The organism is Caldimonas sp. KR1-144 (genome assembly GCF_049446155.1).
Taxonomy (GTDB): domain Bacteria; phylum Pseudomonadota; class Gammaproteobacteria; order Burkholderiales; family Burkholderiaceae_C; genus Rivibacter.
Window position 1 is genome coordinate 1 of the sequence record NZ_JBMSEE010000012.1, and the last position, 19,466, is coordinate 19,466.

At 71.7% G+C, this 19,466-nt stretch carries 20 protein-coding genes; 13 read left to right on the forward strand and 7 right to left on the reverse strand.

The annotated features are described in order from the left end of the window. Window positions 1-119: 119 nt before the first annotated feature. Genes ACO2TI_RS22080 through ACO2TI_RS22100 form a run of 5 tightly spaced genes read right to left on the reverse strand, consistent with a single transcriptional unit; the run spans window position 120 to window position 4,904 of the window. On the reverse strand, window positions 120-1,100 hold the full coding sequence (locus tag ACO2TI_RS22080) for a Bug family tripartite tricarboxylate transporter substrate binding protein (RefSeq protein WP_423287517.1): 981 nt from the start codon (window positions 1,098-1,100) through the stop codon (window positions 120-122). Next, window positions 1,097-1,975, reverse strand: a complete 879-nt coding sequence (locus ACO2TI_RS22085) for an ABC transporter permease (RefSeq protein ID WP_423287519.1) — start codon at window positions 1,973-1,975, stop codon at window positions 1,097-1,099. Before ACO2TI_RS22085 ends, ACO2TI_RS22080 begins: the two co-directional genes overlap by 4 nt. Before the next feature lie 4 nt (window positions 1,976-1,979). Then, the gene (locus ACO2TI_RS22090) at window positions 1,980-3,140 is read right to left on the reverse strand and encodes a branched-chain amino acid ABC transporter substrate-binding protein (protein WP_423287521.1); all 1,161 of its coding nucleotides are present in this window, start codon (window positions 3,138-3,140) and stop codon (window positions 1,980-1,982) included. Window positions 3,141-3,147: 7 nt separating this feature from the next. Then, the gene (locus ACO2TI_RS22095; RefSeq protein WP_423287523.1) at window positions 3,148-4,125 is read right to left on the reverse strand and encodes a PQQ-dependent catabolism-associated beta-propeller protein; all 978 of its coding nucleotides are present in this window, start codon (window positions 4,123-4,125) and stop codon (window positions 3,148-3,150) included. Further along, window positions 4,122-4,904: an ABC transporter ATP-binding protein gene (locus ACO2TI_RS22100; RefSeq protein ID WP_423287525.1), complete on the reverse strand. Its 783-nt coding sequence runs from the start codon at window positions 4,902-4,904 to the stop codon at window positions 4,122-4,124. The genes ACO2TI_RS22095 and ACO2TI_RS22100 overlap by 4 nt, the downstream gene beginning before the upstream one ends. A gap of 161 nt (window positions 4,905-5,065) precedes the next feature. On the opposite strand from ACO2TI_RS22100, the gene ACO2TI_RS22105 reads away from it, so the two are divergent. The 13 genes from ACO2TI_RS22105 (at window position 5,066) to dut (ending at window position 18,275) form a co-directional block, all read left to right on the forward strand. Further along, on the forward strand, window positions 5,066-6,094 hold the full coding sequence (locus tag ACO2TI_RS22105; RefSeq protein WP_423287527.1) for an alpha/beta fold hydrolase: 1,029 nt from the start codon (window positions 5,066-5,068) through the stop codon (window positions 6,092-6,094). A gap of 79 nt (window positions 6,095-6,173) precedes the next feature. Then, complete coding sequence (locus ACO2TI_RS22110; RefSeq protein WP_423287529.1) at window positions 6,174-6,626, forward strand: acyl-CoA thioesterase; 453 nt, start codon at window positions 6,174-6,176, stop codon at window positions 6,624-6,626. A gap of 105 nt (window positions 6,627-6,731) precedes the next feature. Then, entirely contained in the window at window positions 6,732-7,133 is a 402-nt protein-coding gene (locus ACO2TI_RS22115; protein ID WP_423287531.1) for a response regulator, read from the forward strand. A gap of 16 nt (window positions 7,134-7,149) precedes the next feature. Then, window positions 7,150-10,104 carry a PAS domain-containing protein gene (locus ACO2TI_RS22120; RefSeq protein ID WP_423287533.1) on the forward strand — a complete coding sequence of 985 codons (2,955 nt, stop codon included), beginning with the start codon at window positions 7,150-7,152 and terminating at the stop codon, window positions 10,102-10,104. Between the two features lie 195 nt (window positions 10,105-10,299). Next, a complete protein-coding gene (locus tag ACO2TI_RS22125; RefSeq protein WP_423287535.1) occupies window positions 10,300-11,031 on the forward strand; it encodes a response regulator in 732 nt (243 codons plus the stop codon). A 227-nt stretch (window positions 11,032-11,258) separates the two neighbouring features. Then, on the forward strand, window positions 11,259-11,477 hold the full coding sequence (locus tag ACO2TI_RS22130; protein ID WP_423287537.1) for a hypothetical protein: 219 nt from the start codon (window positions 11,259-11,261) through the stop codon (window positions 11,475-11,477). Between the two features lie 17 nt (window positions 11,478-11,494). Beyond that, window positions 11,495-11,632, forward strand: a complete 138-nt coding sequence (locus ACO2TI_RS22135; protein ID WP_423287539.1) for a hypothetical protein — start codon at window positions 11,495-11,497, stop codon at window positions 11,630-11,632. An 11-nt stretch (window positions 11,633-11,643) separates the two neighbouring features. After that, window positions 11,644-13,077 (forward strand): efflux transporter outer membrane subunit, encoded by a 1,434-nt coding sequence (locus ACO2TI_RS22140; RefSeq protein ID WP_423287541.1) that lies wholly within the window; start codon window positions 11,644-11,646, stop codon window positions 13,075-13,077. Window positions 13,078-13,118: 41 nt separating this feature from the next. Beyond that, the gene (locus ACO2TI_RS22145) at window positions 13,119-14,276 is read left to right on the forward strand and encodes an HlyD family efflux transporter periplasmic adaptor subunit (RefSeq protein ID WP_423287800.1); all 1,158 of its coding nucleotides are present in this window, start codon (window positions 13,119-13,121) and stop codon (window positions 14,274-14,276) included. Between the two features lie 25 nt (window positions 14,277-14,301). Next, window positions 14,302-15,858: a DHA2 family efflux MFS transporter permease subunit gene (locus tag ACO2TI_RS22150; protein ID WP_423287543.1), complete on the forward strand. Its 1,557-nt coding sequence runs from the start codon at window positions 14,302-14,304 to the stop codon at window positions 15,856-15,858. A 129-nt stretch (window positions 15,859-15,987) separates the two neighbouring features. Further along, window positions 15,988-16,491 (forward strand): GNAT family N-acetyltransferase, encoded by a 504-nt coding sequence (locus ACO2TI_RS22155; protein ID WP_423287545.1) that lies wholly within the window; start codon window positions 15,988-15,990, stop codon window positions 16,489-16,491. Between the two features lie 67 nt (window positions 16,492-16,558). Further along, the gene (gene coaBC, locus ACO2TI_RS22160) at window positions 16,559-17,797 is read left to right on the forward strand and encodes a bifunctional phosphopantothenoylcysteine decarboxylase/phosphopantothenate--cysteine ligase CoaBC (RefSeq protein WP_423287547.1); all 1,239 of its coding nucleotides are present in this window, start codon (window positions 16,559-16,561) and stop codon (window positions 17,795-17,797) included. A gap of 25 nt (window positions 17,798-17,822) precedes the next feature. Then, window positions 17,823-18,275, forward strand: coding sequence for a dUTP diphosphatase (dut, locus tag ACO2TI_RS22165; RefSeq protein WP_423287549.1), 453 nt, complete (start codon window positions 17,823-17,825; stop codon window positions 18,273-18,275). Window positions 18,276-18,284: 9 nt separating this feature from the next. Here dut and ACO2TI_RS22170 read toward each other — a convergent pair whose 3' ends face one another. Beyond that, entirely contained in the window at window positions 18,285-18,911 is a 627-nt protein-coding gene (locus ACO2TI_RS22170; RefSeq protein WP_423287551.1) for a LysE family translocator, read from the reverse strand. A gap of 23 nt (window positions 18,912-18,934) precedes the next feature. Beyond that, entirely contained in the window at window positions 18,935-19,456 is a 522-nt protein-coding gene (locus ACO2TI_RS22175) for an FKBP-type peptidyl-prolyl cis-trans isomerase (RefSeq protein WP_423287553.1), read from the reverse strand. Between the last annotated feature and the right edge of the window lie 10 nt (window positions 19,457-19,466).

Genomic DNA, 19,466 nt, shown 5'->3' on the forward strand with positions numbered 1-19,466 from the left:
CAGGCCCTCCACAGCTGGCAGCACCACTACAACTGGCACCGCCCCCACCGCGGCATCGGCCGCGTCGCTCCAGCCTCTCGACTACCGGGGCCTCGACACAACGTCTTGACAGCTCACACCTAGCTCCCGTTGGCAGCCTTGCCCAGCCCCAGCCGCTCGACCACGCGCTTCTCGTGCGCATAGGCATCGCGGCAGGCCTGCGCGTACTCGGCCGGGCCCAGGTAGGCCGGCTCCTGGTCGTACTTGGCGAGTTCGGCGACGTAGGCTGCGTCTTGCATCGCGGCGCGGAACGCGTCGTGCAGCGTGGTCACGATGGGCGGCGGCAGGCCGCGCGGCCCGGCGAGTCCGTAGGGCGAGTTCGCGACGATGCCGAAGCCCAGCTCCTTGAGCGTGGGCACCTGCGGCCAGCGCTTGCTGCGGTGCTCGCCGAAGGTGGCCAAAAGGCGCAGCTTGCCCTGGTCGACGAACGGGCCGAACGAGGTCGAGCCCACGCCGACCATCACCTGCCCGGAGGCCACGCCCAGCATCTGCTCGGCCGCGCCCTTGTAGGGCACGTGGATGTACTTCAGCCCGCGCTGCGCCATCAGCTCGTCGATCACGACGTGGGGCGTCGTGCCGACGCCGTTGGTGGCGATCGTCAGCTGGCCGGTCTTCTCGCGCGCCGCGGCGAATACGTCGTCGACCGTGCGCAGCGCGCTGTCGGCGGGCACGACGATGCCGAAGGTGGTGCCGGTGAGCTGCAGGATCGGCGTGGTGTCGCGGATCGGATCCCACAACAGCCTTTGCGTGTACGGCGCGCGAAACACCGTCTGCGGCATCTGCGCGATCGTGTAGCCGTCGGGCGCAGCCTGCTGGAGGATGGGCATCGCGAGCGTGCCGCCGGCGCCGGCGCGGTTCTCGATCGCGACCTTCTGGCCGAGCCGGTGGCCCGCGGCTTCGGCAAGCACGCGCATCGCGAGATCGGTGCCGCCGCCGGCCGGCCACGGGATCCACAGCGTGACCGGGCGCGATGGGAAGGGCTCCTGCGCGAAGGCGAAGGCGGGCGAGGCGATGGTGGCGCAGGTCGCGCCGATCAGCAGCCGGCGGCGTTCAGGGTTCATTGCGGGCCTCCGCCGCCGCGCTTGGTCAGTTGACCGAAGCCGCGCTGCGGGTCATAGCCCCAGCAAGCGAGCCCGAAGAACACCACGGTGCAGCCGATCACGATCCACGGCGCGAGCCCCGGATCCTTGCCGTAGATCGCGAAGCGGATCCACTCGACCGCGTGCGTGAAGGGGTTGAAGCGCGCCATCTGGTACACCCACTCGGCGCCCGACTCCTGCAGCTTCCACAGCGGGTAGAGCGCGGTCGAGAGAAAGTACATCGGGAAGATGACGAAGTTCATCGTCCCGGCAAAGTTCTCGAGCTGCTTGATGTGCACCGAAAGCAGGAGCCCGAGCGCGCCCAGCATCAGCGCCGCGCACACCAGCGCCGCGAGCGCGTGCAGCCCGTCGAGCGAGAGCAGCGGCAGCGTGGTGCCGATCAGCGCCGCGATCACGACGAAGGCCAGCGCTTGCAGCACCGACAGCAGTGCCGTGGCCGCGAGCTTGCAGAACAGCAGCCAGGGCCTGGGCAGCGGCGCGGTCAGCAGCAGGCGCATCAGACCCATCTCGCGGTCGTAGACCATCGCGAGCGACGACTGCATGCCGTTGAACAGCAGCACCATGCCCACCAGGCCGGGAGCGATGTAGACGTCGTAAGGGATGTAGGTGTCGTACGGCTCGACGATGGCCACGCCGAACACGTTGCGAAAGCCCGCCGCGAACACCGCGAGCCACAGCAGCGGGCGCACCAGCGCCGAGATCAGACGACCGGTCTGCTGGCTGAACTTCAAGAGCTCGCGCAGCGCGATCGCGCGCAGCGCCTGCAGGGCGTGGGCGAGCCCGTGCCGGGCGGCGGGGTCGCCGGCGCCGATCGCGGGGGTGGCGGTACTGCTCATCGGTTCATCTCGGGTTCTTGCACAGCTTCTCGGGCGCATCCGCCCCCAGCGTGTCGAGCACATTGCTCGGATGCAGCACGCCCTCGACCGGCGCCATCGAGATCACGCCTTGCCCATCGGTCAGCAGCATCGGCTGGCGCAGCTGGCCGTCCCAGGCGCGAAAGCCCATGGCCACGCCCTTGCTGCCGTCCAGCGGCAGCTTCGGCAGGTTCTGCGCCCACAGCGCGGGCGTGCCCTTGGGCGCGCCGGCGACGAGCTGCACCAGCACCTTGCCGGCCATCCACGCGGCCCAGTCCTGGGCGACCATCGGCCGCTTCGCGTTCTTCTGGAAGCGGCGCGAGACCTGCGGCGCGCCGAAGCGCTCGAACTGCGCGTGCCAGCCCACGGCCACCAGGCCGGCGTCGCCGACCACCGGGCGCGGCAGTACGGTGCGGTAGGGCAGGGTGCGCGCGAACTCGCCGTCGCTGTCGACCACCCACACCGCGTCGTACTGGTTGCCGGCGGTCAGGAGCAGCGGGTTGGCGAGGTCGCGCTCGCGCGGATCGGCCGAGAGCTTGAAGGGCTTGCTCGCCACCACCTGCAGGCCGTAGCGCTTGATCGAGGCCTGCGCCACCTGGCTGCGCTGCGCGTCTTCCGCGCTCGGGCCAGTGAGCAGCAGCAGCTTGCTCCACTTGCGCGAGAGCAGGGTCTGCGCGAGCGCGTCGGTGCGCATGCGTTCGCTCGGCAGCAGGTGGAACAGGCGCGCGCGGCAGTCCTGCTGACGCAGGCGGTCGCTCGGCTCGCCGACGTTGAGCACGGGGATCTTGACCGCGTCGGCGACGGCGAGCGTCCAGTCGGCGGGCAGGTCGGTCAGCAGCACCGCGGCGCCGGCCTTCTCGGCGGCGACCGCGAGCGCGCGCGCGGCGGCGAGGTCGCGCGCTGCCTTGGCATCGAGCGCGACCTGGGCGCCGGCGGCCTCGAGCTCGAAGCGCGCGTCGTCGAGCGCCATCTGCAAGCCTTCGGCCACCGGCCCGCCGGGGTGGCCGAGGTAGGCGCGCTCGATGCGGTTGCGCTCGAGGCGCGCGTCGTCCTCGGGCTGGATCAGCGTGGCCTTGAGCGTCGCGGCATGCGCGCAGGCCGCGGCCAGCGACGCGAGCGCGACGACGAGGGACTGGCGCTTCATCATCGATCGCTCACTCGACGATCACCACGCCGTAGGGCACGCGGCCCACCGGAATGCTCTTGAGCGCCTTGGCGGCCGGCACGTCGACGACCGTGATGTCGTCCGACAGGCCGTTGACCACGAGCAGCCGCGATTCGTCGCCATTGAGTGCGACGTTCCATGCGCGCTTGCCCACCAGCACCAGGTTCGTGACCTGGCGCTTGGCCACGTCGACGAAGGCCACGTGGTTGGCCTTGCCCAGGCCGACGAAGGCGCGCTTGCCGTCGCGGTTCATCGCGATGCCCACCGGCGTGATGTCCTCGGCGCGCGCGCCCTTGACCTCGAACTTGAGCGTCGCGATCACCTCGTGCGTCGCGGTGGCGATGATGCTCACCGTCGCGTCGAGCTCGTTGGTGACCCACAGTTCCTTGCCGTCGGGCGTGAGCGCCATGCGCCGCGGGCGCTTGCCGACCTTGATGTTCTTGACCACCTTGGCGCTCGCGGTGTCGATCACGTGCACCATGCTCGCGACCTCGCTGGTCACGTAGACCAGCTTGCCGTCGGGCGTGGCCTTCACGCCCTCGGGTTCCTCGCCGACCTTCACGGTCTTTTGCACCTTGCCCGTGGCCGCGTCGATGAAGCTCGCGCTGGCCTCGTCCTCGTTGGAGACGTAGGCGGTCTTGCCGTCGGGCGAGAGGTCGAAGGCCTCCGGCTCCTCGCCGAACGGGATGCGCTTGACCGACTGGCGCGTGGCGATGTCGATGAAGTCGAGCTGGTTGGAGTCGGTGCACGCGACCATGATCTGCTTGCGGTCGGGCGTGAGCTGCAGGTGTCGCGCGCGCTTGCAGGTGGGAACGCTGCCGGCCACCGTGAGGGTCTTCAGGTCGATCACGGCGAGCGCGTTGTCCTTCTCGCTCGAGACGAAGGCCAGGCCCTGCGCCTGGGCGCCCAGCGGCAGCGCGGCGGCGCCGCACAGCGCGGCAACGAGGAAGAGTCGGGTCGGGGTCACGCGTTGGTCTCCTGTGGCGGCTTGCGCGCAGCGGCCGGGCCATCGGCCGCGGGGTTGCCCGCTGTATTGCCGGTTCTGGCAATGAACCCCTGCTCCAGCGTCGGTTCCCCGAGCGCGGCCGTGACTTCTTCCCGAGTGCCGTCGGCCAGCAGCCGACCCTTGTGCAGCACCAGCACGCGATCGGCCTCGGCGGCCTCCTCGACCCAGTGCGTGGCCCACAGCACGCTCGCGCCGCGCTCGCGCACGTCGGCATGCAAGGCCGCGAGCAGGTCGCGGCGCGACTTCGGGTCGAGGCCCACGGTGGCCTCGTCCATCAGGAACAGCACGGGCCGGTGCAGCCCGGCGCGCACCAGCTCGACCTTGCGGCGGTTGCCGCCCGAGAGCTCGCGCACCTTGCGCGTGAGGTCGGCGTCGATCTGCAGGCGCTCGCAGCCTTCGGCGATGCGCGCTTGCGCGAGCGCGCGCGGCAGGCCTTGCAGGTCGGCCTGCAGCAGCAGGTTGCGGCGGATCGAGAGGTCGAGGTCGAGCGATGACTGCTGGAACACCACGCCCAGGGCGCGCAGCGCCGCGCTCGGCTCGCGGCGCAGCGAATGGCCGGCGATCTCGACCTCGCCTGCGTCGGCCGCGAACAGGCCTGTCACAACCTGGAACAGCGTCGACTTGCCGGCGCCGTTGGGCCCCAGCAGCACGGTGAAGCTGCCGGCGCGCAATTCGAGGCTGAGGTTGTCGAGCGCGGTGCGCTCGCCATAGCGTTTGGTGAGACCACGGACAGAGAGCATGATGAATAAGTCCACCCCCGAAGCGCCTTCGGCGCCTCCCCTCGAGGGGGCGACGCCAGCAGACCGGCATCGCCGGATCTGCGGCGTCTGCTGGATGATTTGTCTTGATGGATTGTTGTTGCAAACCACATGCCCTTGTTCCTCAGCAGATACCCTGGGCTATGTCTCCGATAGACCCTGCCGAGTCATGCTGGCTGGCGCCGCGGGACGGCCACCGCGTCTGGTGGCACGCCGAAGGCAATCCGCAGGCACCGGCGGTGCTGCTGGTGCATGGCGGCCCGGGCGGGCGCACGCGCGAGGAATCGATCGCGCCGTGGCGCGGCACCGGGCTGTCGATCATCGCCTTCGACCAGCGCGGCTGCGGGCGCAGCGAACCGCTCGGCGAGACCGCTGCGAACACGCTCGATGCATTGGTCGACGACATGGAGGGCGTGCGCGCCGCGGCCGGCGTGGAGCGCTGGGCGTTGGCCGCCGGCTCGTGGGGCGCGCGGCTGGCACTGGCCTACGCCGTGCGCCATGCCGAGCGCGTGAGCGCGTTGTGGCTGCGCAGCCCTTTCGTCGGCAGCCTGGCCGAGACGCGCCGCTACGTCGGGCCGTGGCGCGCCTGGCTGGGCGAGAGCGGCCGCGCCTGGCTGGGCGAGGCGACGGTCGACGCGGTGCGCAGTCTGTACCACGACCTGCGGCCGGCCGTCGGCGATGACACAGGGTTGTCCCGCGGCGTGCTGCCGCCGCTGTTCGACAGCGTGCATCTCGCGCTGGCGTGGTCGGCGTTCGACGACGCACAGTCGCTGCCGGGCGGTGCGAAGGCCAGCGGGGCGCGCTGCGATGTCGCCCGGCTCGCGGCAGCGGTCGCCGACCGGCGTCGCGGCTCGCCCGCGGCGCAGGCACTGGCGGGCTGGCGCGTGCATGCGATCCATGCGCTGCGGCGCTGGGGCACGGACGATGCGCTCGAAGGCGCCTGGCCCGAGGCGCGCGCGCTCGCACGGCGCTGGCAGGGGCCCGTGGAGATCGTCGCGGGCTGCGACGACGCGACCTGCGATCCGCAGGTCGCGCTGCAGTTGGCGAACGTCTTGCCGGATGCGCGCTGCCATCTGATGCCGGGGGCGGGGCATCGCATGAGCGACGAGCGGCTGGTGCCGGGCTTGGCGACGGCGGCGCGGGCGCTGGCGGCGCGGCTGGGTTTCAACTGAAAGACGCGTCTGGCGGGCTGAAACGCGAGCGTGAGGCCCGGCCGCGACGATGGGGGCCTCGCAACGCAGGAGGCCAGCGATGGACGACGACACCACCACCTACCGCGGCACGGTCTACCCGTGGCACTGCGACCACATGGGCCACATGAACGTCATGTGGTACGTCGGCAAGTTCGACGAGGCGCTGTGGAGCCTGCTCACGCGCTTCGGGCTCACGCCGGGCTACATGAAGCGCCAGCAGCGCGGCATGGCGGCGCTGGAGCAGAAGATCCAGTACCACCGCGAGCTGCTGGCCGGCGACGTGGTCGCGGTGCGCTCGGTGGTCGTCGAGCAGCGCGAGAAGGTGCTGCTCATCCGGCAGACGATGCTCAACGTCGAGGACGGCCATGCGGCGGCGACGATGGACATCGTGGCCTGCCATATCGACACCGCGGCGCGCAGGGCGGTCGCGTTTCCCGAGGCGGTGGTCGAGGCGGTGCATGACTACCAGCGGCGCTGCGCGCGGCCGCTGTCGACCTTGTCCGGCGCCTGAGGCCGTTTCAGCTGTAATGCACGCGCGGCGAGGCGGCCACGCCGCCCCGGCCGGCGGGTGACACACTGGCGGCGCGCGCCTCGACGCGGCGCCGAATCCGCACCGATGTCCACCGAGTTTTCCATCAACGACGACCGCGCGGCGCCGGCCGCCCTGCTGGTCGACACCGACGCGGCGCTGGCCGAGTTGCTGGCCGTGTGGCTCGGCGCCGCCGGACTGCAGGTGCGCATCGCGAGCGAAGCCGACGCGCCGGTGCGCGAGCGCGTTGACCTGATCGTTGCCGACATTTCGCCGCCCCGAGGCCGCGGCGGCGAGCGGCTGCAAGGGCTCGCCGCGCGCCATCCCGGCGCGCCGGTCCTGGCGCTGTCGACGGCGTTCTTCGCCGGCGTGCCCAGCCAGGGCGCGGTCGCGCGCGAACTGGGCGTCGCAGCGGTGCTGGCCAAGCCGGTCACGCGCGACGCGCTGCTGGGCGCGGTCGCTCGGCTGATCGGCGTGCGCGGCGCCTGAGGCTTGACCGACCACGATGGACTCGTCCAGCGACACCGCCGCCGAGCTGCCTGCCTGGCAGCGCAGCGGCCTGGTCGCCTGGCTCGGCGGGCTGATCATCGTTGCGATCGTCGGCCTGGCGGTCTACGACATCGTGCGCGGCTACCGCCAGACGATCGCGCGCACCGACGGCGAGCTCAACACGCAAGCGCGCGTGATCGCCGAGCAGACTGCGCGCAGCATCCAGGCGGTCGACCTGGCGCTGCGGCATCTGGTCGAACAGCACCGTGCGGGCAAGCTGGCGCAGCTGGGCCGAGACGAGCTGCACCTGTACCTCAAGGAGCAGGCCGTCGGCCTGGTGCAGATCGACGGCCTGGTCGTGTTCGAGCCCGACGGCCGCGTGCGTGCAGCCTCGCTGATGCCGCCGGCCGAGATGCCGCCGCTGGTGGCTGCGGCGCGCTCGCCGTTCATGCGCCTGAAGGGCGGCGAGTCGGGGCTGATGATCGACGACGCGTTCAAGAGCCCGGGCAACGGTCAGTGGGTGTTCCCGATGGGCCGGCGCCTCGAGACGCCGGCGGGCGAGTTCGCCGGCGCCGTCGGCGCGGCCGGGCGCGTGGCCTACTTCCAGCAGTTCTACCGCGACGCCTATCCCGAGCCCGGCACGCGCATCGCGCTGCTGCGCAAGAGCACGTCGCTGCTCGCGCGCCACCCGCCGGCCGACGATGCGCTCGGCAAGCAGTTTCCGATCATGCAGCGCCTGCTCGACGAGGCCGCGGCCGGCGGCCCCACGCTGACGCGCAACGCGAGCCCGCTCGACGGCATCGACCGCTTCGGCGCGATCCGCGAGGTGCCCGACTACCCGCTCGCGGTGATCGTCACGCGCGACGCCGACGCGGTGCTCGCGCCGTGGCGCGCGCAGGCTGTTGGTTCGGTGCTGCGCACGCTGACGCTGGCGGCACTGGCCGGCTTGCTGTTGCTGCTGACGCTGCGCCAGCTCGCGCGGCTGCAGGCCGCGCACCAGTCGCTGGCCGAGTCGCGCGAGCGCTTCAGCGTCGCGGTGGCCGGTTCGGACGACGGCATCTGGCTGTGGGACTTCGTCAACCAGCGTGCCTTCGCGTCGGCTCGCGCGCGAGAGATCCTCGGCCTCGCGCCGGCCGGCGAGATGCAGTCGATCGACGACTGGTTCGCTGCGATGGAAGGCCAGCTCCACCCCGGCGATCGCGCGCACCGGCGCGCCGCGATCGATGCGCACCTGGCCGGCGAGACGCCGGCCTACGAGGCCGAGTACCGCGTGAGGCATCGCCATTCCGGCAGCGACGAGTACCGCTGGATCCGCGTGCGCGGCGTGTGCGCGCGCGACGCGCAGGGCCGCGCGGTACGCATGGCCGGCTCGGTCAGCGACATCGACGCGCGCAAGCGCGCCGAAGCGGCGCTGCGCCGCTCCGAGGAGCGCTACCAGCTCGCGGTCGAAGGCGCGAACGAGGGCCTGTGGGACTGGGACCTGGCCAGCGACGTGCTGTTCCTGTCGGCGCGCGCGCAGGGCATCCTCGGCCTCGTGCCGGGCGAGACGCAGCGCCCGCGGCGCGACTGGATCGCGCTGATGACCTACCACCCGGACGACCTGCCGGTCGTGCGCAAGGCCATCCGCGACCACCTGCGCGGACGCACGCACCACTTCGCGGTCGAGTACCGGCTGAGGCTTTCCGACGGCGAATGGCACTGGTACCGCCAGCGCGGCATCGCGCTGCACGACGCGCACGGGCGCGCCTACCGCATGGCCGGCTCGATGGAGAACATCACCGGGCGCAAGCGCGCCGAGGCCGAGCGCGACCAGCTCGAGCGCCAGCTGCGCCAGGCGCAGAAGCTGGAGGCCATCGGCACGCTGGCCGGCGGCATCGCGCACGACTTCAACAACATCCTCTCGGCCATCCTCGGCTATGGCGAGATGGCGCAGAAGGACACGCCCGAGGGCTCGGCGCTGCGCCGCCACGTCGATGCCTCGGTCGCCGCCGGCCTGCGCGCCAAGTCGCTGGTGCAGCGCATCCTCGCGTTCAGCCGATCGGGCGTGGGCGAGCGCGTGCCGGTGCACGTGCAGTCGGTGGTGGCCGAGGCGCTCGAGGGCATCGCGGCGTCGCTGCCGGCCGGTGTGCGGCTGGAGCGGCACCTCGCGGCAGGCGACGCCGGCGTGCTGGGCGATCCGACGCAGATCCACCAGGTGGTGATGAACCTGTGCGCGAACGCCGTGCAGGCGATGCGCTCGGAGGGCCTGCTCGCGGTGGCGGTCGACACCGCCGAGATCGAAGAGCCGCGGCCCTTGTCCACCAGCCGGCTCGAGCGCGGCCGCTACGTGCGCCTGACCGTCAAGGACAGCGGCTGCGGCATTGCACCGCAGGTGCTCGAGCGCATCTTCGACCCCTTCTTCACGACCAAGGAGGTCGGCGTGGGCACCGGGCTCGGGCTGTCGCTGGTGCACGGCATCGTCACCGACCTCGGCGGCGGCATCGACATTGCCAGCCGCGTCGGCGAGGGCTCGACGTTCACCGTCTACCTGCCGTGGCAGGGCGTGGTCGCGCCGCCGGCACCCTCGATCGAAGACGTGGCGCCGGGATCGGGGGAGACCGTCCTGCTGGTCGACGACGAGGAAACACTGGTGCGCCTGGGCGAGGAGTTGCTGGCCGAGCTGGGCTACGAGCCGGTCGGCTTCACGTCGGCCGAGGCGGCGCTGGCCGCGCTGCGCGAGGAGCCGGGCCGCTTCGATGCCGTGCTGTCCGACGAGGCGATGCCCGGCATGACCGGCTCGGAGTTCGCCCAGGCGATCCGCCGCCAGGGCCTGGCGCTGCCGATCGTGCTGATGAGCGGCTTCGTCAGTCCGGCGCTCGTGCAGCGTGCGCGCGAGGCCGGCGTCGCCGAGGTGCTGTCCAAGCCGCTGGTCGCGCGCGACATCGCGCGCAGCCTCGCCGCGGCCTTGCGTCCGCAGGCGGTGGCGCGATGAGCCCTTTCACCGCCGGCTTGCGAGATGCAGCCTGCCGATCCATGCTTGATGAAATGAACCACCCCCGAAGCGCCTTCGGCGCTCCCCCCTCAAGGGGGCGCCGCGTGTGGACCGGCGAAGCCGGATCCACCGAGTCCGTCGGAATCTGCGGGTTCTCGCGCAGCCAGGCGCGCGAAGCGCGGCGGAGCCACTGACATGCAGGAGTTTTCGCTGCCCCACGTGCTCGCCGTCGACGACGACCCGGCGGTGCGCGAACTCGTCGCCGACTACCTGCGCGGCAACGAGCTGCGCGTGACCGCGGTTGCCAGCGGCCGCGAACTGGCCGAGGTGATGGCGCGCGAGACGGTCGATCTGCTCGTGCTCGACGTGCGCTTGCACGGCGAGGACGGCATGCAGATCGCGCGCCGCCTGCGCGAGAGCTCGACGATCCCGATCCTGATGCTCACCGGCCTGGGCGAGGAGGCCGACCGCGTGATGGGCCTCGAGCTCGGCGCCGACGACTACCTCACCAAGCCGTTCTCGACGCGCGAGCTGCTCGCGCGCATCCGCGCGCTGCTGCGCCGCGCGCAGGCGCAGGCCACGGTGGCCGACGCGGTCGCCAAGGTGCGCGCCTACCGCTTCGGCGGCTGGGAGCTCAACATCGGTCTGCGCCGGCTCAAGGATCCGCAGGGGCAGGCGGTGCCGCTCACCAACGGCGAGTTCAGCCTGTTGACCGCGTTTCTGTGCTCGCCGCAGCGCGTGCTGACGCGCGACCAGCTGCTCGACCTCTCGCGCCTGCACAACGCCGAGGTCTACGACCGCTCGATCGACGTGCAGATCCTCAGGCTGCGCCGCAAGATCGAGGAGGACGCGGCGCATCCGCGCTTCATCAAGACGCAGCGCGGCGCGGGCTATCTGTTCGACGCGCCGGTCGAGCCCGTGCGCTGATGCCGGCCCCCACGCTCGCCTTGCTCGCAGCCCCGAGGGGGCTGCGTCGGCTTGGGGCGGCCCGCCGCCGACGCTGAACCTCCTCAGGCGCGGTTTCAATCGAAATCGCACCGCGCGCTGCGGTAACCGCCGCGCAACCCCCGAAGCGCGAAATACCTCCTGCCGAGAAGGCCCTGGCGCCCGCAGCCCGCGACGCCGGCCCCGAGGCATCGCAGGAGGGGCGCGCGATGCAAGCCTCGAATTCCACCGCCGCCGACGCCGCGTTCGAGCTGCGCTTCGAGTCGCTGTTCGACGCCGGGCGCGGCTTTGCGTTTCCCTGCGACCGCAGCGGCCGCGTCGCGCGCACCGGCCTGCGTGAGCGCACCTGGCGCAGCTACCTCGCGGTGCTCGAGCGCGTCGGGCGCGACTTCTCGGCACCCGTGGTGTGCGCCGCGGCCGCTCACTGAATCGCGAAGGAGCTCGCATGACCGCCCTGCAAACCGTGCGCTGGACGTTCTCCCTGGCCGTCGGCGCTGCCTGCCTGCTCGTGCTGTGGGGCGCCGAAGCCGCGCCGCTGCCGCTGTCCGCGCTCTGGGCTCTTGCCCTCCATTCCTCTCGATGAGACCTGCCCGAATGAACACGCCTTCCCACCTGCGTCACGCCCTGATGCTGGCCTGCGCGACCGTCCTCGCGGGCTGCGCCGCGCCGCCCGACCGGGAGGCGCGTCCGCAGGCGATGGCGGTCGAACGCCTGGCGAGTGCCGACAGCCTCGCGGCCGCACCTGCGGCCCGCTGGCCCGCCGACGCATGGTGGCGCGCCTACGGCGATGCGCAGCTCGACGCGCTGATCGCCGAGGCGCTGGCCGATGCGCCCACGCTGGCGGCGGCGCGCGCCCGGCTGCACAAGGCCCAGGCGGCGGCCGATCGCGGCGTCGCCGAGCGCCGCCCGCGGCTGGATGCCAATGCATCGATCACCGCGCAACAGCAAAGCGAGAACCACCTCAGCCCGCCGTCGGCGACGCCGAATGGCTGGCACGACTACGGCCGCGCGACGCTCGACTTTTCCTGGGACCTCGATCTCTGGGGCCAAAGGCGCGCGGCCCTCGCCGCGGCGGTGTCCGAAGCCGCGGCCGCCGAGGCCGACCTCGCGCAAAGCCGCCTGCTGCTGTCGACCGCGATCGCGGCGTCGTATGCCGAGCTGGCGCGTGCCTACGCGGCGCTCGACACCGCGAAGGCCGCGTTCGAGGTGCGCGCCAAGACCGCGACGCTGTTCGCCGAGCGCCAGCGCAACGGGCTCGAGACGCTGGGCAGCGTGCGCCAGGTCGAATCGCGCCGCGCGAGCGCGGCGGCCGACGTGCTGGCGATCGAGGAGCAGATCGTGCTGCAGCGCCATCGCCTCGCCGCGCTGATGGGCGCAGGCCCGGACCGCGGCCTTTCGATCGAGCGGCCCGCCGAGCAGGCGCTGCGCCCGCTCGGACTGCCCGCGCAGCTGCCGGCGCAGCTCATCGGCCGCCGGCCGGACCTGGTGGCCGCGCGGCTGCGCGCCGAGGCGAGCGCGAAGCGCATCGACGAGGCCCAGGCAGCGTTCTATCCGAACGTCAACCTGCTGGCCTTCGTCGGCGTGCAGTCGCTGGGCCTGGACATGCTGGCCCGCGGCGCCTCGGCCATCGGCAGCGTCGGCCCGGCGGTGTCGCTGCCGATCTTCGACGGCGGGCGGCTGCGCAGCCGGCTGCGCGGCGCCGACGCCGATCACGCGCTCGCGGTGGCCGAGTACGACCGCACGCTGGTGCGGGCGCTGCAGGACGTGGCCGATGCCGCGGCCAGCCAGCGCGCCCTGGGCGCCCAGCTCGAACGCAGCGACGAGGCCGTGAACCTGGCGCGCGAGGCGTGGCAAGTCCAGAACCGCCGCTACGAGGGCGGCCTGGCGACCTACCTCGAAGTGCTGAGCGCCGAGGACAGCCTGCTGGCGACGCTGCGCAGTCAGGCCGACCTGCGTTCGCGTGCCTTCTCGCTCGATGTTGCCCTCGTGCGCGCGCTCGGCGGCGGCTACTCGGCACCGTCTCTCTGATCTCTTCGATCTCTTTGAACCAGGAGCTCTCCATGTCCCAGATGCAAACCCAACGGTTGGCTGCCGCGTCCGAAGAAATCGAGCGCGAGGCCGACGCGGCCATGAAGGCGCGCCGCAAGCAACTGCTCGTCGCGCTCGGCTGCGCGGTGCTGGTCTGTGCGTTCGGCTTCGGCGCCTACGAGTACATCCACGCCTCGCGCTTCGTGTCGACCGACAACGCCTACACCGCGGCCGAGACCGCGCAGGTCACCCCTACGGTCAGCGGCATCGTGCGCGAGGTGCGCGTGACCGACACGCAACGCGTGCGCCGCGGCGATATCGTCGTGCAGCTTGACGACACCGACGCCAGGCTCACGCTCGCGCAGGCCGAGGCCGAGCTGGGCCGCGCGATCCGCCGCGTGCGCGGCTACGCGGCCAATGACGACAACCTCGCGGCCCAGGTCGCCTCGCGGCTGTCGGAGCAGCAGCGCGCGGCCGCGCAGCTCGCCTCGGCGACCGCCGATCTCGACCGCGCCCAGATCGACCTCGCGCGCCGCGAGGCGCTCACGAGCTCCGGCTCGGTCTCGGCCGACGAGCTCACGCGCGCGCGCAATGCCTTCGAGACCGCCAAGGCCAACCTCGCGGCCGCGCAGGCGCAGACCGCGCAGGCGCGCGCCAACCACGCGGCGGCGGTCGGCGCGCGCGAGGCCAACGCGGTGCTGATCGCCAACGCGACCGAGGACAGCAACCCCGAGGTCGCGCTGGCGCGCGCGCGCCGCGACCAGGCGCGCGTGAACCTGGAGCGCACGGTGGTGCGCGCGCCGATCGACGGCATCGTCGTCAAGCGCCAGGTGCAGGTCGGCCAGCAGGTGCAGGCCGGCGCGCCGCTGCTGTCGATCGTGCCGATCGAGCTGGTGCACGTGGACGCCAACTTCAAGGAAGTGCAGCTCGAGCGCGTGCGCGTCGGCCAGCCGGTCGAGGTGGTCTCGGACCTCTACGGCGACGCGGTCAAGTACCGCGGCGTGGTGACCGGCTTGTCGGGCGGCAGCGGCTCGGCCTTCGCGACCATTCCCGCCCAGAACGCGACCGGCAACTGGATCAAGGTGGTGCAGCGCGTGCCGGTGCGCATTGCGCTCGATCCTGCCGAGCTGGCCGCGCATCCGCTGCAGGTCGGGCTGTCGATGACGGCCACCATCGACACGCGCGCCGCGACCCTGTAAGCCGCCTTCGTTCGAGGAGCAGCTCATGTCCGCGACTCCCTCCGGCGCCCACGGCGCATCGGGCGCCGACGCGCCGCTGCAAGGCGGCATGCTGTGGCTGGCGGCCATCGTGCTGGCCACGGCGAACTTCATCGCCGTGCTGGACATGACGATCGCCAACGTCTCGGTCGCCAGCATCGCCGGCAACCTGGGCATCAGCAGCACGCAGGGCACCTGGGTCATCACGTCCTACGCGGTCGCGGAGGCGATCGTCGTGCCGCTGACCGGCTGGCTGGCCGCGCGCTTCGGGCCGGTGCGGGTGTTCGCGACCTGCATCGCGCTGTTCGGCGTCTTCTCGGCGCTGTGCGGCCTGTCGGGCTTGCTCGGCATGCTGGTCTTCGCACGTGTGCTGCAAGGCCTGGCGGGCGGGCCGCTGATGCCGCTGTCGCAGACGCTCCTGCTGCGCATTTTTCCCAAGGAGAAGGCGGCGGCCGCGACCGCGCTGTGGGCGATGACGACGCTGATCGCGCCGGTGCTGGGGCCGGTGCTCGGCGGCTGGCTGTGCGACAACTTCGCCTGGCCGGTGATCTTCCTGATCAACGTGCCGCTGGCGATGCTGTTCGCACCGATCGCCTGGCGCATGCTCAAGCGCTACGAGGCGCAGCGCGTGCGCGCGCCGATCGACACCGTGGGCCTGGCGCTGTTGATCGTCTTCGTTGGTGCGCTGCAGCTGATGCTCGACCTCGGCAAGGAGCACGACTGGTTCGAGTCCAGCCTGATCTGCTGGCTCGCGGTGACCGCGGCGATCGGCTTCGCGGCCTTCATGATCTGGGAGCTGACCGAAAAGCATCCGATCGTCGACCTGCGCGTGTTCCGCCACCGCGGCTTCAGCGCTGCGGTGATCACGATCGCGCTCGGCTTCGGTGCCTACTTCGCCGCCAACGTGCTGACGCCGCTGTGGCTGCAGGGTTACATGGGCTACACGGCCACGTGGGCCGGCCTCGCCACGGCCTGGAGCGGCGTGCTGGCGATCTTTGCCGCGCCGGTCGCCGGCAAGCTGAGCACCAAGCTCGACCCGCGCCGGCTGATCTTCTGCGGCTTGCTGTGGCTGTCGTTCGTGACCTTTTGGCGCATCGCGAGCAACACGGACATGGGCTACTGGGACATCTCGCGGCCGCTGCTGCTCACGGGCCTGGGCCTGCCGTTCTTCTTCGTGCCGCTGACTGCGCTGGCGCTGGGCAGCGTCGAGGAGCGCGAGACCGCGTCGGCCGCGGGGCTGATGAACTTCATTCGCACGCTGTCGGGGGCGTTCGCGACCTCGCTCGTCACCACCTCGTGGGAGAGCCGCAGCGCCGTCGTGCACGAAGAGCTGGCCGGCAAGCTGGATCGCGGCGGCGAGCTGTGGGGCGCGATGATGCAGGCTCAGGTGAACGCCGATGCCGCACACGTGATGATGGAACACATGGTGCAGAGCCAGAGCGTGATGGTCGCGACCAACCAGATCATGGCCATCGTCGTGCTGGCCTTCATCGTCGCTGCCGCGGTGATCTGGCTGGCGCCGCGGCCCACGCGAGCGGTGGACCTGTCGCAGGCGGGGCATTGAGGTCGGCGCGTGCGGCGCACGGCCGCGACGCTGTCGACCAAGGCGGCGTCGGGCCGCGTCCCGAGCCGGCGGGACCGCGTGAGGCCCGGGATAATCCGCGCCCGTCCGGCGCGCTAGAGATGAAGTGAGATGAAGCCTCGCATTCGCCTGTCATCACCCCAACGGTCCGACCAGCGCGACTTCCTCGCCGCGGCGGGCGCGAGCCTCGCGTTGCATCGACCATGGGTCACGGCACCGTCCACGCCCCAGGCGTTTCGAGCCTACGTGGCGGCGATGCAGCGGCCGGAGAACCGCGGCTTCGTCGTGCGCTCTCGTGCGGACGACGGCCTCGTCGGCGTGATCAGCGTCACCAACATCGTTCGAGGCATCTTTCGCAGCGCCTACCTCGGCTACTACGCCTTCGCCGGCTACGAGCGCCAGGGCCTGATGACCGAAGCCTTGCGCGCCGTGGTGCGCGAAGCATTCGGGCCGATGAAGCTGCACCGGCTGGAAGCCAATATCCAGCCAGGCAACGTGGCGTCGATCGCCCTGGTCAAGGCTTGCGGCTTCTCGCTCGAAGGCTATTCGCCGCGCTACCTCAAGATCGGCGGACGCTGGCGCGACCACGAACGCTGGGCGATCGTCGCGCGCTAGCCTGCTCGCGCCCGTGGCGAAGGCTTCCCGGGATAATCCGCGCCATCCCAGTCCGGCTTGACCTCGCATGAGCCTCGATCCCGTTCGCCCCGATCTCGTCGGCAAGCGCCTCGTGCTGGCCTTGTCGGGCGGCGTCGCCTGCTACAAGGCGGCCGAGTTGCTGCGCCTGCTCACGCGCTCGGGCGCGCAGGTGCGCGTCGTGATGACCGATGCCGCGCGGCAGTTCATCACGCCGACCACGATGCAGGCCTTGAGCGGCCAGCCGGTGGTCACCTCGCAGTGGGACGCGAGCGAGGGCAACGCGATGCCCCACATCAACCTCACGCGCGACGCCGACGCGCTGATCGTCGCGCCGGCCAGCGCCGACCTGATCGCCCGGCTCGCGCACGGCCAGGCGGACGAGATCCTGAGCCTGATGTGCCTGGCGCGGCCGATCCATTCGTGCCGGCTGCTGATCGCGCCGGCGATGAACCGCGAGATGTGGGCGCACCCGGCCACGCAGCGCAACGTGCGTCGCGTGCGCGAGGACGGCGCCAGCGTGCTCGGCCCCGACGCCGGCGACCAGGCCTGCGGCGAGATCGGCGACGGCCGCATGCTCGAGCCCGAGGCGCTGCTCGAGGACATCGTGGCCGAGCTCTCGCCCAAGCCGCTCGCCGGGCGGCGCGTGCTGATCACCGCCGGGCCCACCTTCGAGCCGATCGATCCGGTGCGCGGCCTGACCAACCTGTCGAGCGGCAAGATGGGCTTCGCGATCGCGCGTGCGGCGCGCGAGGCCGGCGCCTCGGTGACCCTGGTGGCCGGACCGGTGCACCTGCCCACGCCGCGCGGCGTCGCGCGCATCGACGTGCGCAGCGCGCAGCAGATGCTCGACGCGGTGCTGCCGCAGGCGGCGTCGCACGAGGTCTTCGTCGCCACCGCCGCGGTGGCCGACTGGCGCCCGGCGCAGCTGGCCGAGCACAAGCTCAAGAAGAACGGCATGAAGGTGCCGCCTTCGCTCGAGCTGACCGAGAACGCCGACATCCTCGCCACCGTGGCCGCGCTGCCGAAGCCGCCTTACTGCGTCGGCTTCGCGGCCGAGAGCCACAACCTGGCGGCGCATGCGCGCGAGAAGCTCGAGCGCAAGAAGCTGCCGCTGGTGGTGGGCAACCTCGGGCCCGCCACGTTCGGCCGCGACGACAACGCGCTGCTGCTGGTCGACGCCAAGGGCGAGCAGCCGCTGCCGGCCGACGGCGCGGCGGCCGACAAGCTCACGCTCGCGCGACAGCTCGTCGCCGAGATCGCGCGCCGGCTCGCGGCCGCGCGCTGACCCACTTCTTTCTCGCCTTCACCCGATGCAACCGACGATCGACGTTCGCGTGCTCGACGCACGCATGGCCGAGCAATTGCCGGCCTACGCCACGCCCGGCAGCGCCGGCCTGGACCTGCGCGCCTGCGTGGAAGCGCCGCTGACGCTGGCGCCAGGCGAGAGCGCGCTCATCCCGACCGGCTTGTCGATCCACATCGGCGATCCGGGGCTGGCCGCGATGATCCTGCCGCGCTCGGGTCTGGGTCACAAGCACGGCATCGTGCTGGGCAACCTGGTCGGCCTGATCGACTCCGACTACCAGGGCCCGCTGATGGTGAGCTGCTGGAACCGCAGCCAGGTGGCGTTCACGGTGCAGCCGCTCGAGCGCATCGCGCAGCTGGTGATCGTGCCGGTGGTGCAGGCGGCGTTTCGCGTGGTCGACGGCTTCGAGGCCTCGACGCGCGGGCAGGGCGGCTTCGGGTCGACGGGCCGCAGCTGAGGCCGCGCCTCAGCGCGGCGAGATCAGCAGCCGCGCGCCGAGCCCGATCATCACCAGCCCGCTGGCGCGAAACACGCGGCGCACCGCGCGGTCGCTCTTGCGCAGCGTCTGGCTGAGCGCGCCGGCGGCCAGTCCGGCGGCCGCCTGCACCGTGATGCCCACGACCGAGAAGCCCAGGCCCAGCGCGATCGCGTCGAGCGTCGGCGTCGCGCTCGAGGCCGGCACGAACTGCGGCAGGAAGGCCAGGAAGAACAGCGCCAGCTTCGGGTTCAGCAGCGCCGACAGGGAGCCCTGCAGGAACAGGCTGGCATTGCCGACGCGGTCGGTGGCCGCGTGGATGTCGATCGACGGCGCGGCGCGCCACATCTGCACGCCGATCCAGATCAGGTAGAGCGCCCCGGCGATCTTGAGCGCGAGAAAGGCCGTCTCGGAGGCCTGCAGCAGCACGCTGACGCCGAAGGCCGCAAGCAGCGTGTGCGCCGCCAGGCCGAGCGTGAGGCCGGCGGCCGAGACCAGCCCGGCGCGCGCACCCTGCGCCAGCGCGCGCGAGACGACGTAGATCATGTCCGGGCCCGGCGTCAGCGCCAGCGCGAGCGACGCGGCGAGGAACAGGCCCCACTGGATGTCGGGCGACATGGCGGTGGGTCTTCAGCGAGGGATCAGTGAAGATGCGGCGAGGCCGGCGCGGTGGCGAGCACGGTCACCGCCGGCGTGCCGACGCTGCCTTGCTCGATCTCTTTGTCGGTGGCCTCGCGCACGTCGCGCACCTTGAGCGCGAGCACCAGCGCGATGCCCGCCAGCGGGTGGTTGCCGTCGAGCACGATGTGGCTGTCGTAGACCTCGGTCACCGTGTAGATCGCGTCGGTGGGCATGCCCACCGTGGCGGCGCCTTCGGGCAGGCCGTCGAACTGCATGCCTTCCTCGATGTGCTCTGGAAACAGCGAGCGATCCTCGAAGCACACGAGCTGCGAGTCGTAGTCGCCGAAGGCGTGCTCGGGCTCGAGATGCAGCGTGGCCTCGAAGCCGGTGTCCTGGCCGATCAGCGCTTCTTCCACCTTGGCGAGCAGGTCGTCGCCGCCGACCAGGAACTCGACCGGCTCGGTGAGCTCGTCGATCAGCTGGCCCTGGGTGTCTTCGAGCCGCCAGGTGAGACTGACGACGCATGGAGCGGTGATCTGCATGCCGGGGATG

What these genes read in the sequence shown, in the direction of transcription:
- dut (WP_423287549.1), top strand. Translation starts at nt 17,823, where the DNA reads ATGCAACCGACGATCGACGTTCGCGTGCTCGACGCACGCATGGCCGAG.
- ACO2TI_RS22110 (WP_423287529.1), top strand. Translation starts at nt 6,174, where the DNA reads ATGGACGACGACACCACCACCTACCGCGGCACGGTCTACCCGTGGCAC.
- ACO2TI_RS22100 (WP_423287525.1), bottom strand. Translation starts at nt 4,904, where the DNA reads ATGCTCTCTGTCCGTGGTCTCACCAAACGCTATGGCGAGCGCACCGCG.
- ACO2TI_RS22090 (WP_423287521.1), bottom strand. Translation starts at nt 3,140, where the DNA reads ATGATGAAGCGCCAGTCCCTCGTCGTCGCGCTCGCGTCGCTGGCCGCG.
- ACO2TI_RS22175 (WP_423287553.1), bottom strand. Translation starts at nt 19,456, where the DNA reads ATGCAGATCACCGCTCCATGCGTCGTCAGTCTCACCTGGCGGCTCGAA.
- ACO2TI_RS22135 (WP_423287539.1), top strand. Translation starts at nt 11,495, where the DNA reads ATGACCGCCCTGCAAACCGTGCGCTGGACGTTCTCCCTGGCCGTCGGC.
- ACO2TI_RS22085 (WP_423287519.1), bottom strand. Translation starts at nt 1,975, where the DNA reads ATGAGCAGTACCGCCACCCCCGCGATCGGCGCCGGCGACCCCGCCGCC.
- ACO2TI_RS22120 (WP_423287533.1), top strand. Translation starts at nt 7,150, where the DNA reads ATGGACTCGTCCAGCGACACCGCCGCCGAGCTGCCTGCCTGGCAGCGC.
- ACO2TI_RS22125 (WP_423287535.1), top strand. Translation starts at nt 10,300, where the DNA reads ATGCAGGAGTTTTCGCTGCCCCACGTGCTCGCCGTCGACGACGACCCG.
- ACO2TI_RS22080 (WP_423287517.1), bottom strand. Translation starts at nt 1,100, where the DNA reads ATGAACCCTGAACGCCGCCGGCTGCTGATCGGCGCGACCTGCGCCACC.
- ACO2TI_RS22140 (WP_423287541.1), top strand. Translation starts at nt 11,644, where the DNA reads ATGAACACGCCTTCCCACCTGCGTCACGCCCTGATGCTGGCCTGCGCG.
- ACO2TI_RS22170 (WP_423287551.1), bottom strand. Translation starts at nt 18,911, where the DNA reads ATGTCGCCCGACATCCAGTGGGGCCTGTTCCTCGCCGCGTCGCTCGCG.
- ACO2TI_RS22155 (WP_423287545.1), top strand. Translation starts at nt 15,988, where the DNA reads ATGAAGCCTCGCATTCGCCTGTCATCACCCCAACGGTCCGACCAGCGC.
- ACO2TI_RS22150 (WP_423287543.1), top strand. Translation starts at nt 14,302, where the DNA reads ATGTCCGCGACTCCCTCCGGCGCCCACGGCGCATCGGGCGCCGACGCG.
- ACO2TI_RS22115 (WP_423287531.1), top strand. Translation starts at nt 6,732, where the DNA reads ATGTCCACCGAGTTTTCCATCAACGACGACCGCGCGGCGCCGGCCGCC.
- ACO2TI_RS22130 (WP_423287537.1), top strand. Translation starts at nt 11,259, where the DNA reads ATGCAAGCCTCGAATTCCACCGCCGCCGACGCCGCGTTCGAGCTGCGC.
- ACO2TI_RS22145 (WP_423287800.1), top strand. Translation starts at nt 13,119, where the DNA reads ATGCAAACCCAACGGTTGGCTGCCGCGTCCGAAGAAATCGAGCGCGAG.
- coaBC (WP_423287547.1), top strand. Translation starts at nt 16,559, where the DNA reads ATGAGCCTCGATCCCGTTCGCCCCGATCTCGTCGGCAAGCGCCTCGTG.
- ACO2TI_RS22105 (WP_423287527.1), top strand. Translation starts at nt 5,066, where the DNA reads ATGTCTCCGATAGACCCTGCCGAGTCATGCTGGCTGGCGCCGCGGGAC.